The sequence below is a fragment of the Nocardia arthritidis NBRC 100137 genome (assembly GCF_001612765.1).
Taxonomy (GTDB): Bacteria; Actinomycetota; Actinomycetes; order Mycobacteriales; family Mycobacteriaceae; genus Nocardia; species Nocardia arthritidis.
Map to the genome: position 1 here is coordinate 1 of NZ_BDBB01000074.1, position 15,421 is coordinate 15,421.

Here is a 15,421-nt window from a genome sequence, read left to right on the forward strand (position 1 = left end):
CGGCGACGCGGCGGGACCGGGGCAGGATCGCCGCGGGGGTGCCCGCGCCGCGCCGCAGCAGATCACCGGCCAGGAAACCGGCGCGCACCAGCGCCGCTTGCGCCGCGCCGACATTCGGCAGCAGCGGCACCAGTTGGGGCAGTGGACGCACCAGATGCGGCGCTGTGGTGCGCATGAGGATGCCGCGTTCCACCGCGCTCTCGTGGGCGATGCCGACCCGGCCGCTCGCCAGATAGCGCAGGCCGCCGTGCACCAGCTTGGAACTCCAGCGGCTGGTGCCGAAGGCCAGGTCGTGGCGCTCGACCAGCACGGTGCGCAGTCCGCGGGCGGCGGCGTCCAAGGCGGCACCCGCGCCGGTGACGCCTCCGCCGATCACCAGGACGTCGATCTCGGCGCCGTCGCCGAGCCGGGACAGATCCGCGGCGCGGCGCGCGGCGTTCAACGCGGAGTCTCCGGTACGCCCCGAATCAACAGTCATCACGATGCCTTTCGAATGCGGCGGAACCGGGCGGACGCGTACTCATCACGGCCGCTCTCGGGCGGAGTCTTCGACCGCTTCGCGGGCGCGATCGTCGAGATATCCGTCGATCGCGCGACGGAGTTCGGTGTCGAGGTGCTCACCCGCCAGCAGCGGCGCGACGGTGCCCGCCGACTGCACCGCGGACTGGGCGATCAGCAGCAGCATCGTGGCCATTCGCTCCGGATCGCCCGCGCGGATGGAACCGTCGCGCTGCCCGTCGCGGATGCCGGCCGCGAACAGCTCGATCAGCGCGCGCTGGTTGCGCCCCAGCCTGCCGAAGACGTAGGTGAGCATCAGATCGGTGTCGGTGCGGAAGATCTTGCCGAACAACGGATTCGCCCGGACCATCGCCGCTCCGGCGACCACGCCCTCGACCAGCCTGACGCGTGCGCTACCTGCGGACGGCATGGTGGCCGACACGATGTCGCGCAGCTCGCGGACCAGCAGCTCGGCTACCAGCGCGCCGGTATCCGGCCAGCGGCGGTACACGGTCGGCCTGCTGACGCCCGCCCGGCGCGCCACCTCGGTGAGCGTGGTGCGGCGCACGCCGAACTCCTCCACGCAGGCGCGGGCGGCGTCGAGAATCGCCAGGTCGGTCGCCGAGAGGCTCTCGGCGGGGTCGTCGGGAGCGGTCAAAAGTCACCACCGGGGTAGATCGGCCGACGACGAGGCGCCGGCGAGGTCCGAGCGTGCGTTACTGCTTGACAGTCTATGTCAAACTGTAACGCATGGTGGACACGCAGCAGCAGACCGACGGCGATCCGGCTGTGTCGGCGAAGACCGGTCCGGCCGGACCAGCCGCGAGTATGGTCTGGGATGCCTGGGGTATCCCGGCTGGGCACCAGCCACTTTCGGAGCGGATCCGTGGTCTGCTGACGCAGGTGTTCGGAGTGTCCGGCAATCCGGTGGCGCGCCGCGATGAGGGCGACGTGCCACTGCGCGAATCGGCGTTGACGCCGACGCGACGAGCTGGGTTGATCGAGGTGGTCGGCGCGGAGAACGTGTCGGCCGACCACCGCGATCGGCTGCGGCACGCCGGGGGGAAGAGCACACCCGATCTGCTGCGCCGCCGGGCCGAGGGGCCACAGGACGCGCCGGATGCCGTCGTCTTCCCCGCCGACCACGACGAGGTTCTCGCCGTGCTCGCCTACTGCGCGCGGCACGCCGTCGCGGTCGTTCCGTTCGGCGGCGGCACCAGCGTCGTCGGCGGCGTCGATCCCGTGCGCGGGCGCTTCGACACCGTGATCGCCCTGGATCTGCGCAGGCTCGACGGGCTCACCGAGATCGACCCGATCAGCGGTACCGTCACGCTCGGCGCCGGTCTCACCGGTCCGCGTGCGGAGGAACTGCTCGGTGCGCACGGCCTGTCCCTCGGCCACTTCCCGCAGAGTTTCGAGTTCGCCACCATCGGCGGCTTCGCGGCGACGCGGTCGTCCGGCCAGGCCTCGGCGGGCTACGGCCGCTTCGACGACATGGTGCAGCGGCTGAAGATCGCCACGCCCGGTGGCACGCTCGTGCTCGGGCGCGCCCCCGCTTCGGCCGCCGGGCCGGACCTGCGCGAGCTGTTCGTCGGATCGGAGGGAACGCTCGGTGTGATCACCGAGGTCACCCTGCGGGTGCACCCGGTCCCGGAAACCGTTGCCTATCAGGCATGGTCGTTCCCGGATTTCGCCACCGGCGCCGCCGCGTTGCGCGCGGTGGTACAGGCGGGCGCGGCGCCGACGGTGCTGCGGCTCTCCGACGAGGCGGAGACCGGGATCAACCTCGCCCGCTCCGGCGATATCGGCGGCAACCCGGTGGCGGGATGCCTGGCCGTCACCACCTACGAGGGCAGCGCGGCGCACGTCGCCGCGCGCAGCGCCGAAGCGGGTGCCGTGCTGGCCGCGGCGGGCGGCTCGGCCCTGGGGGAGACGCCGGCCCGGGAGTGGGAGCACGGTCGTTTCGCCGCCCCGTACCTGCGCGACGCGCTCCTGGACGTCGGCGTGCTCTGTGAAACCCTCGAGACCGCCACCACCTGGTCGAATCTGAGCGCGCTGAAGGCGAAGGTGACCGCGGCGCTGACCGAGTCGCTGGCGGCGCAGGGGACGCCGCCCCTGGTCATGTGCCACATCTCGCACACCTACCCGACCGGCGCGTCGCTGTACTTCACCGTGGTGGCCAAGCAGCTGGACGACCCGCTGGCCCAGTGGCAGCCCGCCAAGCGCGCCGCGGGTGACGCTATCGTCGCGGCGGGCGCCACCATCACCCACCACCACGCGGTGGGCACCGATCACCGTCCCTGGGTCCCGGACGAAGTGGGTGATCTGGGCGTGCGCGTCCTGCGCGCGGTGAAGGCCGAACTCGACCCGGCCGGCATCCTGAATCCCGGAAAGCTGGTGCCGTGAACGACTATTCACCCGTACGCACGGTCACGGTGGTGACCAATCCGCGGTCCCGGCAGAGCAAGGGAAGCGATGCGGCGACCGCCGCGATCGCCCGCCTGCGTGCCGGCGGCGCCGAGGTCACCGAGGTGTGTGCCCCCTCGGCCGCCGAAACGGTCCGGCGGGTGCGGGATTCGGTCGCGGTCGCGGCGCCCGATGCCGTGGTCTGCATCGGCGGCGACGGGCTGCTCAACGTGACCCTTCCGGCCGTCGCGGAGACCGGGGTTCCGCTCGGCATGATCCCCGCGGGCACCGGCAACGATCTGGCCAGGGAACTCGGTGTGCCGACCGACGATCCGGTCGCCGCCGCCGCGCTGGTGCTGCGCGGGCGGACCAGGACGATCGATCTCGGCCGGATCGAATCGTCCGTGCCGCCGATGTGGTTCGCCACGGTGGCCGGCACCGGATTCGACGCGCGGGTCACTTTGCGCGCCAACGAGATGCGTTGGCCGAAAGGCAGACTGCGCTACACCGCCGCCGCGCTGGCCGAGATCTCCGGGCGCTTCACGGTGCCCTACCGGGTCGAACTGGTGGACGCGGTGACCGACGGGCTGACCAACCCCGGCGCGGGCTCGGTGCTGGAGACCGAGGCGGTCATGGTCGCGGTCGGCAACACCCGCACCTACGGCGGCGGCATGCTGATCTGCCCGGACGCGCTCATGGACGACGGTCTGCTGGACCTGACCGTGGTCGGCGCGTTGTCGCGCGGGGAGATGCTGCGCCTGCTGCCCGCGCTCTCGGCGGGCAAACGCCAGGATCACCCGCAGGTCAAGCAGTTCCGCGCCGCCGCGGTGACGCTCACCGCGGCGGGCGCGCCCGCCACCGCCGACGGCGAACCGGCGGGCACCCTGCCGATCACCATCCGCGCGGTCCCCGCGGCGTTGACCGTTCTGGTGCCCTGACCCGCGCCGGTCAGGCGAAACTCACGCAGCGCAAGTGGTTCACGGTCGCGCGGTCGACGATGACCACCGACCGTGACGCGCGGGCAGCCGAGCGATGCTCCGTCGACACCGCGCGCATCAGTCGCCGCCAGCGCCGCACGTGCAGCCGGAACGCCACATGGTTGATCCGCCTGCCGCGGCTGTGCTGGCCCGCGCGCGCCACCGCCGCGGGCACGTCGACCATGAGCAGGTGCAGTTCGCGATCGGCCGCCCAACGCTCGATCAGGGTGCGCGCCCAGCGGAACGTGGCGCAGTCGTGGATGACGACAGGGCCGTCGACCTCCCGCAGCGCGGTGCGAATGGCCAGGAAGTGCGCGGCGTGCACCAGCGGGCGCCACAACAGGTAGGGCAGCCACCACAGCTTGGGCCGCCAGCGATTGCGTGCCTGCATCGAGTCGAGCACCAGCACCCCGGCGGCGCTGCGCGACGGCGCGGTGGCCGTGGCATCGGCGCCGAAGAACTTGCGCAGCGCGGTGCTCTTGCCCGCGCCGGGGACGCCCGCGACGATCAGCGCCGCCGCCGCGGGATACCGGATCTCCGCGATCGCGCGGCCGCGCAGATCGTGCAGCGCGTCCGGGACCAGGATCGGCAGCCGGGGTTCGGGGGCGTGCGCGTGCACGGATTCCAGCGGGGGGTTCACCTCTCCCAGCGTCCGCAGCCGACACGTGTTCGGCAACCGGGAAAACCCTGGTTTTTCTTGGGGATTCACCGGAGGTGGGACGCCTGGGGTATTCACCCTCTCCAGGGTCCTTCGTTTTCACCGGTTCGGCAATATCGGACATTTCAGACAGTGCTTACCCCGGTTTGCGACCCGCCGACCGTGCGCGCAGATGCATTCGTTCACCCTGCGATCCGAAAAGGCTCAGGATTTCCACCGGGCCCCGGCCGGCGCTGCCGAACCAATGCGGTTGGCGCGTGTCGAATTCCGCGGCCTCGCCGGGACCGAGCACCAGATCGTGCTCGCCGAGCACCAGCCGCAGTCGTCCGGAAAGCACGTAGAGCCACTCGAAGCCCTCGTGCACCTTCGGGTCCGGTTCGCAGCGCTCGGGCGGAATGACGATCTTGAACGCCTGCAGCGGTCCCGGTTGCCGGGTGAGCGGAAGGATGCTGATTCCGTTCAGCTTCCGCGCCGTGGAGTGAACCCGGGGATCGGCGATCTTGGGCGCGGCCACCAGTTCGTCCAACGGAACCTGATGGGCCATCGCGATCGGCAGCAGCAGTTCCAGACTGGCTTTTCGCTGGCCGGACTCCAGCCGCGAGAGCGTGCTCTTGGAGATCCCGGTGCTCTCCGCCAGCGCGGTGAGCGTGACGCTGCGGCGGGTGCGCAGTGCTTTCAGCCGGGGGCCGATGTCGGCGAGGGCCTGGGTGACGGCCGGTGGGGTGGACATGTCCCCAGTGCACTCCGATTTCCCTGATTTGGCAATTTTAGTTGCTGAATTGGGAGGAGGACGGCACGGTGTCCGTGGAGGTGATCGCGAATGAGCGAGACATACGACGTAGTGATCGTGGGTGGCGGCGCGGCGGGACTGTCCGGGGCGCTGGTCCTGGCCCGCGCGCGGCGGCGAGTCGCGGTGGTCAGGGGCGGTGCGCCGCGCAACGCCCCGGCCGAGCACATGCACGGGTTCCTGTCCCGGGACGGGATGGCGCCGGCCGAGCTGCTGGCGACCGGTGCCGCCGAGGTCACGAGCTACGGCGCGGAACTGATCGATGACGCCGTCGTCGGCGCGGAACGGACGGGGGAGTCGGACTACACGCTGCGGCTGCGCGGCGGCGGGGCGTTGCGGGCTCGCCGCGTGCTCGTGGCCACCGGGTTGCGCGACGAACTCCCGGAGCTGGCCGGAGTGCGTGAGCGCTGGGGCCGTGACGTGCTGCATTGCCCCTACTGCCACGGTTACGAGGTTCGCGACCAGCCGATCGGGGTGCTGGGCGGTGTGCAACCCGGCGCCCTGGCCCGCGCGGTGCATTTGGCGCTGCTGCTGCCGCAGTGGTCGGACGACGTCGTCTTCTTCCCGAACACGATGCCCCTGTCCGAGAGTGATCGCGCTCGCCTGGACGCGCGCGGGGTCCGGCTGATCGAGGGCGAGGTGGCCCGGTTCGTGGTGGACGACCGGCTGCGCGGCGTGGAACTGGCCGACGGACGAGCGGTGCCGAGGACGGCGATGTTCGTCACGCCGACCTTCCGTGCCAACGACGACGTGCTGGTCGGGTTCGGCTGCGCGTTCGACGCCGACGGCTGGGTGGTGACGGACGCGACCGGGCGCACCAGCGTGCCGGGAGTCTGGGCCGCGGGCAACGTCGGCAATCCGGCAGCTCAGGTGATCTCCGCCGCCGGGGCGGGATCCACCGCCGCGATCGCGATCAACGGCGACTTGGTGTCGGCCGATGTCACCGTGCTCGCCCGTTGAGGGGGAATATCGAGGTACGAAACGCGGAAGCTGAGAATTACTTATGGATTCCAGGCCCGGCCTCGGATCGCCGGTAAGCTACTGACATAGGCGGAGTGTTCGGTGTCCCTCATCCACCGAAGACTCCGCCTTTCTTTGTCTCCGTCGCGTAATACAGCTCCATACGGTTCGTATCGAGCGCCACTCGGCAGGCGGATATCCCTCACGATTTCCGGCGCGGCGCCGACCGGCGGCTCCGCGGGAGCGGTGACCCGGCCGACCGACCCGAAGTCGGTGGATCGACGCGCTCTAGAATCGCGGGGTGACCAGCGCAGCCCCTGACAACACGCGTAATCGTGCCGATGCCCTCCCCAAGAGCTGGACTCCCAGCGAGGTGGAGGCCGAGATGTACGAGCGCTGGGTAGCCGCGGGCTATTTCACCGCCGACCCGGGCAGCGGCAAGCCTGCCTACTCGATCGTGCTGCCGCCGCCGAACGTCACCGGCACGCTGCACATGGGCCACGCGCTCGACCACACCCTGATGGACACGCTGTCGCGCCGCAAGCGCATGCAGGGCTACGAGGTGCTCTGGCTGCCCGGCATGGACCACGCGGGCATCGCCACCCAGACCGTGGTGGAAAAGCAGCTCGCGGTGGACGGCAAGACCAAGGAAGACTTCGGCCGCGAGCTGTTCGTGCAGAAGGTCTGGGACTGGAAGCGGGAGTCCGGCGGCGCCATCCAGTGGCAGATGCGCGCGCTCGGCGACGGCGTGGACTGGAGCCGGGACCGCTTCACCATGGACGAGGGCCTCTCGCGCGCCGTGCAGACCATGTTCAAGCGGCTCTACGACGCGGGCCTGATCTACCGCGCGGAGCGGCTGGTGAACTGGTCGCCGGAGCTGCGCACCGCGATCTCCGACATCGAGGTCAAGTACGAGGACGTGGAAGGCGAGCTGGTCTCGCTGCGCTACGGGTCGCTGGACGACGACCGGCCGCATGTCGTCGTGGCCACCACCCGGGTGGAGACCATGCTCGGCGACACGGCGGTGGCCGTGCATCCGGAGGACCCGCGGTACCGGGCCTTGATCGGTACCACCCTGGAACATCCGATCACCGGGCGGCAGATCCCGATCATCGCCGACGACTACGTCGATCCCGAATTCGGCTCGGGCGCGGTGAAGATCACACCGGCGCACGACCCCAACGACTTCGAGATGGGTCTGCGGCACGGGCTGCCGATGCCGACGATCATGGACGAGCGGGGCCGGATCACCGGAACCGGAACCGAATTCGACGGCATGGACCGGTTCGAGGCGCGTGTGAAGGTGCGTGAGCGGCTCGCGCGGGAGGGCCGGGTGGTCGCCGAGAAGCGGCCGTACCTGCACAGCGTCGGGCACTCCGAGCGCACCGGCGAGGCGATCGAGCCGCGCCTGTCCATGCAGTGGTGGGTGAAGGTCGAGTCGCTGGCCAAGGCGGCCGGCGACGCCGTGCGCAGCGGCGACACCGTGATCCATCCCAAGAGCCAGGAGCCGCGCTGGTTCGGCTGGGTCGACGACATGCACGACTGGTGCATCTCGCGGCAGCTGTGGTGGGGCCACCGCATCCCGATCTGGTACGGGCCCGAGGGCGAAGTGGTGTGCGTCGGGCCCGACGAGCAGGCGCCCGAGGGCTGGGTGCAGGACCCCGACGTGCTCGACACCTGGTTCTCCTCCGGCCTGTGGCCGTTCTCCACGATGGGCTGGCCGCACGCCACCGCCGAGCTGGAGAAGTTCTATCCCACCAGCGTGCTCGTCACCGGCTACGACATCCTGTTCTTCTGGGTGGCGCGGATGATGATGTTCGGCACCTACGTCGCCGAGGACGCCACGCTGACCGCGGGCAAGAGCGGCGAGCGGCAGGTGCCGTTCAAGGACGTGTTCCTGCACGGCCTGATCCGCGACCAGTTCGGCAAGAAGATGTCCAAATCGCGCGGCAACGGCATCGACCCGCTGGACTGGATCAACACCTTCGGCGCCGACGCCACCCGGTTCACCCTCGCGCGCGGCGCGCAGCCCGGCGGTGACCTGTCGGTTGGCGAGCCGCACGTGCTCGCCTCGCGCAGCTTCGTGACGAAGCTGTTCAACGCGACCAAGTTCGCGCTGATGAACGGCGCGCGGGTGGGCGATCTGCCCGATCGAGCGCAGCTCACCGACGCCGACCGCTGGATCCTGGACCGGCTGGACGCGGTGCGCGCCGAAGCGGACGCCGCGTTCGACGCCTACGAGTTCGGCAAGGCGTGCGAGGCGCTCTACCACTTCGCCTGGGACGAGCTGTGCGACTGGTACCTGGAGCTGGCCAAGGTGCAGTTCGCCGCCGACGGCGCACGCGCCGAGGCGACCCAGCTGGTGCTCGGGTCGGTGCTCGACGCGGTGCTGCGACTGCTGCACCCGGTCATCCCATTCGTCACCGAGTCGTTGTGGCAGGCGCTGACCGGCGGTGAGTCGGTGGTGATCGCGCCGTGGCCGCAGGCCTCCGGCGCGGCGGCGGATCAGGAAGCGGCGCAACGCGTCTCGGACACCCAGCGGTTGATCACGGAGATCCGGCGGTTCCGCAGCGACCAGGGCCTGGCCGACAAGCAGAAGGTCGCGGCCAAGCTGCTCGGCGTCGACGAGGCGGGGCTCGGCGAGCAGGCGGCCTCGGTGGCGAACCTGGCGCGGCTGACCGAGCCCGGCGCCGACTTCGCCGCGACCGCGTCGGTGGAGGTCCGCCTGAGCGCCGGAACGGTCACCGTGGAGCTGGACACCTCGGGCGCGGTCGACCTGGACGCCGAACGCCGCAGGCTGGAGAAGGATCTGGCCGCCGCGCAGAAGGAACTGCAGGGCACCGCGGCCAAGCTCGGCAACGAGGCGTTCCTGGCCAAGGCGCCCGAGCACGTGGTCGACAAGATCCGCGGCAGGCAGCAGGTCGCCTCCGACGAGGTGGCGCGCATCGGGGCGCGACTGGCGGAGTTGAGCGGCAAGTGAACCACGAGCCGGAACCGCAGTACGGCGACGACGAGCGCCGTGGCGGCGGAGCGCGGCTGGGCTCCGGCCCGTCGCCGGTCGAACTGGCCGAGATGGCGCTGGTCGAGGCGGAACTCGACCGGCGCTGGCCGGAGACCAAGATCGAGCCGTCGCTCACCAGGATCGCCACGCTGATGGACCTGCTCGGTTCGCCGCAGCAGAACTACCCGGCGATCCACATCGCGGGCACCAACGGCAAGACTTCGGTGACCAGGATGATCGACGCGCTGCTCACCGCGCTGCATCGGCGCACCGGCCGGATCACCAGCCCGCATCTGCAGCTGGCCACCGAGCGGATCAGCATCGACAACGCACCGATCACCCCGGCCCGGTACGTGGAGCTCTACCGCGAACTGCTGCCTTTCGTCGAGATGATCGACAAGCAGTCCGCGGCCGCGGGCGGGCCCGCCATGAGCAAGTTCGAGGTGCTCACCGGCATGGCCTTCGCCGCCTTCGCCGAGGCGCCGGTCGACGTCGCGGTCGTCGAGACGGGGATGGGCGGCACCTGGGACGCCACGAACGTCGTCGACGGGCAGGTCGCGGTGATCACACCGATCGGCTTGGATCACACCGACTACCTCGGCCCGGATCTGACCTCGATCGCGGGGGAGAAGGCCGGGATCATCAAGCGGGCCCCCGAGAGCCTGATACCGCGCGACAACGTCGCGGTGATCGCCGAGCAGGACCCCGAGGCGATGGAGGTGCTGCTGCGCCGCGCCGTGGCGGTGGACGCCGCGGTCGCGCGCGAGGGCGCCGAGTTCCGCGTGCTCGCCCGGCAGATCGCGGTGGGCGGGCAGCAACTCGAATTGCAGGGCCTGGGCGGGGTGTACGACGAGATCTTCCTGCCGCTGCACGGCGAGCACCAAGCGCGTAACGCGGTGCTCGCGCTCGCGGCGGTGGAGGCGTTCTTCGGCGCGGGCGCGCAGCGCAAACTGGACATCGACGCCGTGCGCGCCGGTTTCGCGAGCGTCACCAGCCCCGGGCGGCTGGAGCGGATGCGCAGCGCGCCGACCATCTTCATCGACGCCGCGCACAATCCGGCGGGCGCGCGAGCGCTGGCCGCGACGCTGACCGAGGAGTTCGACTTCCGCAAGCTGGTCGGTGTGGTCGCGGTGCTCGGTGACAAGGACGCCGAGGGCATCCTCGCCGCCCTGGAGCCGGTGTTCGACGAGATCGTCGTCACCAGCAATGGTTCGCCTCGCGCGCTGGACGTGGAGACCCTCGCCGACCTCGCGGTGCAGCGGTTCGGCGACGAGCGCGTGGTCTCCGCCGCCACCCTGCCCGACGCGCTGGAGACCGCCATCGCGATCGCCGAAGAGGTGGGCGAGGCGGGCGAGATGGTCTCCGGCGCGGGAGTGGTGGTGACGGGGTCGGTGGTCACGGCCGGGGCGGCCCGCGCGCTGTTCGGGAAGGACCCGGCGTGAGTGCCGGGCTCACCGACGGCGGCCTAGGTGACCACGGCGGGTCCGCGCTCGTCGAGAACCACCGCACGAACGCCGGACACCCCGAGAGCCCGGCGGATGCCGAGGAGGGCACAGCATGAGCGAACCGGCCGACCGAGGCGAGCAAGCGGTACCCGCGCCCGCGACCGACCCGTGGAAGGGTTTCCGCGGGGTGATGGCGGGAACGTTGGTGCTCGAGGCGATCGTGGTGCTGCTGGCGCTGCCGGTGGTCGCCGACGTCGGTGGCGGGGTGACCTGGCTGTCCGGCACCTACCTCGTGGTTCTCGCGGTGGTGATGTTCCTCGGGGCGGGGGTGCAGCGGCGGTCCTGGGCGCTGCCGTTCAACCTCGGGCTCCAGGTGCTCGTCCTGCTCGGCGCGTTCATCCACGTGTCCATCGGCGTCATAGGCGTGGTGTTCGGCGTGGTCTGGGGCTTCCTGCTGGTGCTGCGCGCCGACGTGCGCGGCCGGATGGAGAAGGGCTTGCTGCCCAGTCAGCGCATCCAGCGGTCGTAGCCGCAGGGCACGCGGGCGCGGCTGCTGCGCCAGCGGGACGCCGGTCAGTCCGACCGCTGGTGCGGTGCCCGGAAGTGTGCCGGATAGGCTGTGCGCCGTGACTGAGCAGACGTTGGTACTCATCAAGCCGGACGGTGTGGCCCGTGGCCTTGTCGGCGAGGTGCTGGCACGTATCGAGCGCAAGGGCCTGAAGATCGCCGCCCTCGAACTGAAGCACGTATCCGAGGAACTGGCCGAGGGCCACTACGCCGAGCACGCCGAGAAGCCGTTCTTCGGTTCCCTGATCGAGTTCATCACCTCGGGCCCGGTCGTCGCTGCCATCCTGGAAGGCCCTCGCGCCATCGCCGCGTTCCGCCAGATCGCAGGCGGCACCGACCCGGTGGAGAAGGCCGTGCCCGGCAGCATTCGCGGAGACTTCGCTCTGGAGACCCAGGAGAACCTGGTCCACGGCTCGGATTCACCCGAATCGGCCAAGCGCGAGATCGCGCTCTGGTTCCCCGATCGGCCCGCCTGACCGAGTCTCGAGCGCCGTGCCCGCGCCGCCGCGACCGGCGTGTTCGCGCCGCGGGCCGGACCGGTTCGAGCGCCGATGGCGAACGCCCGGCGCGCGGTGTGGGATACTGGCATCGGCTGCTTTCGATGCCGACTGTTCGTGCAGGTGCGCGAACGAGACGTGACGAGCGCAGCCGGATGACACCACGGTTCGATGCCGATCATCGCTGCCATGGACAAACGGCCTGGTTACAGGGTCGGATGTCTGCGCAGGCACGCTGGATGAGCGCTCGTACCGTGGAGTTCAGCCATACAGCCAGGCGCCGCGTGACCAGTTAGCCCGAACGACGAAAAACCGAGAGATAACCGGGCACGCGGGGCGAGACCACTTGAACTCGCGCCCACCGGGTGCGGGTCGAACGGACAGCGCCCCCGCGTCGGCCGCGTCACTCCCGCCGGGAGGGACGCGCCCGGGGGCCCGAGGAGACTTCGTGGCCGATCAAGAGCCGCTGGAAACAACATCACAGGATGCCGAACAATTGCCGGAGCGAATCCGAGTTCATGCACTCGCCAAGCTGCTGGGGGTAACGAGCAAGCGCATCCTGGCCAAACTGACCGAGATGGGGGCGGACGCGCGCAGCGCCCAGTCGAACGTCGACCGGGCCGTCGCGGAGTCGGTGCGCGACGCCCTGGTGACGGTCGAGGCGGACGCCGCGGCCGCGCAGCCCGCCACGGGCCAGGTAGACGCCTCTGCGCCGGCGCGGACCGCCGAGCCCCCCGAAGACGCCACGACCGGTGCGGCGACCGCCCCGGTCGTGGGCGGACAGCAGGCTGAAGCCGGGCGGGAAGCGCCCGCCGAGACGCCCTTCACCGGTGCGGGCGTCCTCTTCTCCGCGCCGGAGGTGCCGGGCGCCACGCCCGTGCCGACCGGCACTTCGGCTACCCAGCACACGCAACTGTTCACGCACTCGGAGCGACCGGAGCCCGAGCCGGTGGCCCCGGCGGTGTTCGAGGCCGCCGCCGCGGTGCAGGCGCCGCTGTTCCTGTCGCCGGACGCCGCGGCGGCCGAGCAGGCGCGCAAGCAGCGTCGCGCCGAGCGCGACACTCGGCGCACCGAGGAGCGGGCGCCCGAGCCCGCCGAGGACGAGACCGAGCCCACCGAGGACGAGCGCGAGTCGGCCGACCAGCAGGATGACGAAGGACAGCCTCGCCGCAGGCGCCGTGGCCGCCGCGGACGCGGCCGCGGCCGTGGTGAGCAGCAGTCCGACGGTGACGGCGAGGGCGAGGAGAGCGAGTCCGAGACCGAGGACGAGCAGGCTCCCGAGACCAGCGAGTCCGCCGAGACCAGCGAGTCCGCCGAGACCGCCGAGGGCGAGGGGGACGACGAGGACGGTGCGCCGGAAGGCTCCACCCGTCGTCGGCGTCGCCGTCGTCGCCGCAAGGTGGCCGGTGAGGCGGGCGATAGCGAATCGGCCGACGACGATCCGCCGAACACGGTCGTGCACGAGCGCGAGCCGCGCAACAAGACCCGCAGCCGCGCCGCCGCGGCCGACGAGGTCCAGGGCATCACCGGCTCCACCCGGCTGGAAGCCAAGCGGCAGCGCCGTCGCGACGGACGCGAGGCGGGCCGCCGTCGTCCGCCGATCCTGACCGAGTCGGAATTCCTGGCCCGGCGCGAAGCCGTCGATCGCGTGATGGTCGTGCGCGAGAAGTCCTTCTCCGACCACCCCACCGCGACGCAGGTGGCCGTGCTCGAGGACAACGTTCTGGTCGAGCACTTCGTGACGAGCACCGGTTCGGCGTCCATGGTCGGCAACGTCTACCTCGGCAGGGTGCAGAACGTCCTGCCCAGCATGGAGGCCGCGTTCGTCGACATCGGCCGCGGCCGCAACGGCGTGCTCTACGCCGGTGAGGTCAACTGGGAGGCCGCCGGGCTCGGCGGTAAGGAGCGCAAGATCGAGCAGGCGCTCAAGCCGGGCGACCAGGTGCTGGTCCAGGTGAGCAAGGATCCGGTCGGCCACAAGGGCGCTCGTCTGACCACGCAGATCAGCCTGGCCGGGCGCTTCCTGGTGTATGTGCCCGGCGGCACCTCCACCGGAATCAGCCGCAAGCTGCCGGACACCGAGCGCAAGCGCCTGAAGGAGATCCTGCGCGACATCGTGCCCTCCGACGCCGGTGTGATCATCCGCACCGCCTCCGAAGGCGTCAGTGAGACCGAGCTGGCCCGCGACGTGGAGCGGCTGCAGGCCACCTGGCGCACGATCCAGCAGCAGACCGGCAAGGACAACAACGCGCCCAAAACGCTCTACGAAGAGCCGGACCTGCTGGTCAAGGTCATCCGCGACCTGTTCAACGAGGACTTCTCCAAGCTGGTCATCGAGGGTGACCGGGCCTGGAGCACGGTCGAGAAGTACATCGGCACCGTCGCGCCGGACCTGCTCGCCCGGGTCAACCGGCACGACAACAACGGCGTCGACGTATTCGAGACCTACCGGATCGACGAACAGCTGGCCAAGGCGCTGGATCGCAAGGTGTGGCTGCCCTCGGGCGGCACACTGGTGATCGACCGCACCGAGGCCATGACGGTGATCGACGTGAACACCGGCAAGTTCACCGGTTCCGGCGGCAGCAACCTGGAAGAGACCGTCACCAGGAACAACCTGGAGGCGGCCGAGGAGATCGTGCGCCAGATGCGGCTGCGCGACATCGGCGGCATGATCGTCGTCGACTTCATCGACATGGTGCTCGAGTCCAACCGCGACCTGGTGCTGCGCCGCCTGACCGAGGCGCTGGGCCGGGACCGCACCCGCCACCAGGTCTCCGAGGTCACCTCGCTGGGCCTGGTGCAGATGACCCGCAAGAAGCTGGGCACCGGCCTGGTCGAGGCGTTCTCCACCACCTGCGAGCACTGCCACGGACGCGGCATCCTCGTGCACGCCTACCCGGTGGAGCCCGGTTCCGGCGAAGAGGCCGCCGTGCGCACCAAGGAGAGCGGTTCGCGTAGGCGTCGTGGCCGGGACAAGAGCGCGCAGGCGCCGGCCCAGCCCGCCAACGGGTCCGGACCCGCGATCGAGCCCGAGGAAGACGCGGCCGTCAAACGGGCGCATCCGGTCGCGCTCGCGATGGCCGCGCACCACTCGGAGGACACCGAGCAGGAGTCGGAACCGGTCGAGGAGACCGCCGCCGAGCCGCGGGCCGCGAGCGCCGAGCAGCCCGCCGACGAGCGGGTGGTCGCCGAGACTGTCGAGGCCGCCGTGGCGGTGCCCGCCGAGGAGCCGGAGACCGAGCCCGCCGAAGTGGTCGAGGTCATCGAGGAAGTCGAGCGGGTCGAGCCGGTACCGGCGCAGGAGCCCGCCGCCGTCGAGAAGTCGGTTCCGACTCCCGCGGCCGAGCCTGTCGCCGAGCCGGCCCCGGCTGCCGAGACCGTTCCGGCATCGGAGAACGGTGCCGCCGCCAACGGTGTCGCCGAACCGGGAGCCGGCCGTCCGTCTCGTCGCCGAAGGGTTGCCCGTTCGGCTGCGGCGCCCGCCGCGGACAGTTCGGGAGCGGTGTTCGTGCTGCCCACCGGCGAGCAGGCGCCCGCGCCCGCGATCGACTACTCCCAGCCGGAACCGGTCGAATTGCCGCAGCGCGGTCGGCCGCGCAGGCGGGCGGTCGGCCGCCCGGCA

General features: G+C 70.9%; 12 protein-coding genes. 8 read left to right on the plus strand and 4 right to left on the minus strand.

Annotation, left to right across the window (positions count from 1 at the left end; all coding sequences use genetic code 11):
* Together NA8_RS31580 and NA8_RS31585 are read right to left on the minus strand one after the other, a co-directional pair.
* A partial coding sequence (locus NA8_RS31580) for an FAD-dependent oxidoreductase (RefSeq protein WP_157107029.1) occupies nucleotides 1–478 on the minus strand: 478 nt, incomplete at its 3' end.
* Nucleotides 479–523: 45 nt separating this feature from the next.
* Nucleotides 524–1,156, minus strand: a complete 633-nt coding sequence (locus NA8_RS31585) for a TetR/AcrR family transcriptional regulator (protein WP_063053958.1) — start codon at nucleotides 1,154–1,156, stop codon at nucleotides 524–526.
* 170 nt (nucleotides 1,157–1,326) lie between these two features.
* On the opposite strand from NA8_RS31585, the gene NA8_RS31590 reads away from it, so the two are divergent.
* The gene (locus tag NA8_RS31590; RefSeq protein ID WP_063053964.1) at nucleotides 1,327–2,904 is read left to right on the plus strand and encodes an FAD-binding oxidoreductase; all 1,578 of its coding nucleotides are present in this window, start codon (nucleotides 1,327–1,329) and stop codon (nucleotides 2,902–2,904) included.
* Nucleotides 2,901–3,842 carry a YegS/Rv2252/BmrU family lipid kinase gene (locus NA8_RS31595; RefSeq protein ID WP_063053959.1) on the plus strand — a complete coding sequence of 314 codons (942 nt, stop codon included), beginning with the start codon at nucleotides 2,901–2,903 and terminating at the stop codon, nucleotides 3,840–3,842. The genes NA8_RS31590 and NA8_RS31595 overlap by 4 nt, the downstream gene beginning before the upstream one ends.
* Before the next feature lie 10 nt (nucleotides 3,843–3,852).
* Here the strand turns inward: NA8_RS31595 and NA8_RS31600 are convergent, their stop codons facing one another.
* Nucleotides 3,853–4,521, minus strand: coding sequence for an AAA family ATPase (locus NA8_RS31600; RefSeq protein WP_245664083.1), 669 nt, complete (start codon nucleotides 4,519–4,521; stop codon nucleotides 3,853–3,855).
* A gap of 154 nt (nucleotides 4,522–4,675) precedes the next feature.
* On the minus strand, nucleotides 4,676–5,269 hold the full coding sequence (locus tag NA8_RS31605; protein ID WP_063053960.1) for a helix-turn-helix domain-containing protein: 594 nt from the start codon (nucleotides 5,267–5,269) through the stop codon (nucleotides 4,676–4,678).
* Nucleotides 5,270–5,359: 90 nt separating this feature from the next.
* Here NA8_RS31605 and NA8_RS31610 point away from each other — a divergent pair, with 90 nt between their 5' ends.
* The 6 genes from NA8_RS31610 to NA8_RS31635 all read left to right on the plus strand — a co-directional run.
* Nucleotides 5,360–6,286, plus strand: coding sequence for an NAD(P)/FAD-dependent oxidoreductase (locus NA8_RS31610; RefSeq protein ID WP_063053961.1), 927 nt, complete (start codon nucleotides 5,360–5,362; stop codon nucleotides 6,284–6,286).
* Between the two features lie 301 nt (nucleotides 6,287–6,587).
* Nucleotides 6,588–9,266: a valine--tRNA ligase gene (locus tag NA8_RS31615; protein WP_063053962.1), complete on the plus strand. Its 2,679-nt coding sequence runs from the start codon at nucleotides 6,588–6,590 to the stop codon at nucleotides 9,264–9,266.
* Nucleotides 9,267–9,322: 56 nt separating this feature from the next.
* Nucleotides 9,323–10,729: a bifunctional tetrahydrofolate synthase/dihydrofolate synthase gene (gene folC / locus NA8_RS31620; RefSeq protein WP_174550170.1), complete on the plus strand. Its 1,407-nt coding sequence runs from the start codon at nucleotides 9,323–9,325 to the stop codon at nucleotides 10,727–10,729.
* Between the two features lie 115 nt (nucleotides 10,730–10,844).
* On the plus strand, nucleotides 10,845–11,261 hold the full coding sequence (locus NA8_RS31625) for a DUF4233 domain-containing protein (RefSeq protein WP_040865495.1): 417 nt from the start codon (nucleotides 10,845–10,847) through the stop codon (nucleotides 11,259–11,261).
* A gap of 97 nt (nucleotides 11,262–11,358) precedes the next feature.
* Nucleotides 11,359–11,775, plus strand: a complete 417-nt coding sequence (ndk, locus tag NA8_RS31630) for a nucleoside-diphosphate kinase (protein ID WP_063053963.1) — start codon at nucleotides 11,359–11,361, stop codon at nucleotides 11,773–11,775.
* Between the two features lie 469 nt (nucleotides 11,776–12,244).
* The coding region (locus tag NA8_RS31635; protein ID WP_063053967.1) for a translation initiation factor IF-2 N-terminal domain-containing protein at nucleotides 12,245–15,421 on the plus strand (3,177 nt) is incomplete at its 3' end.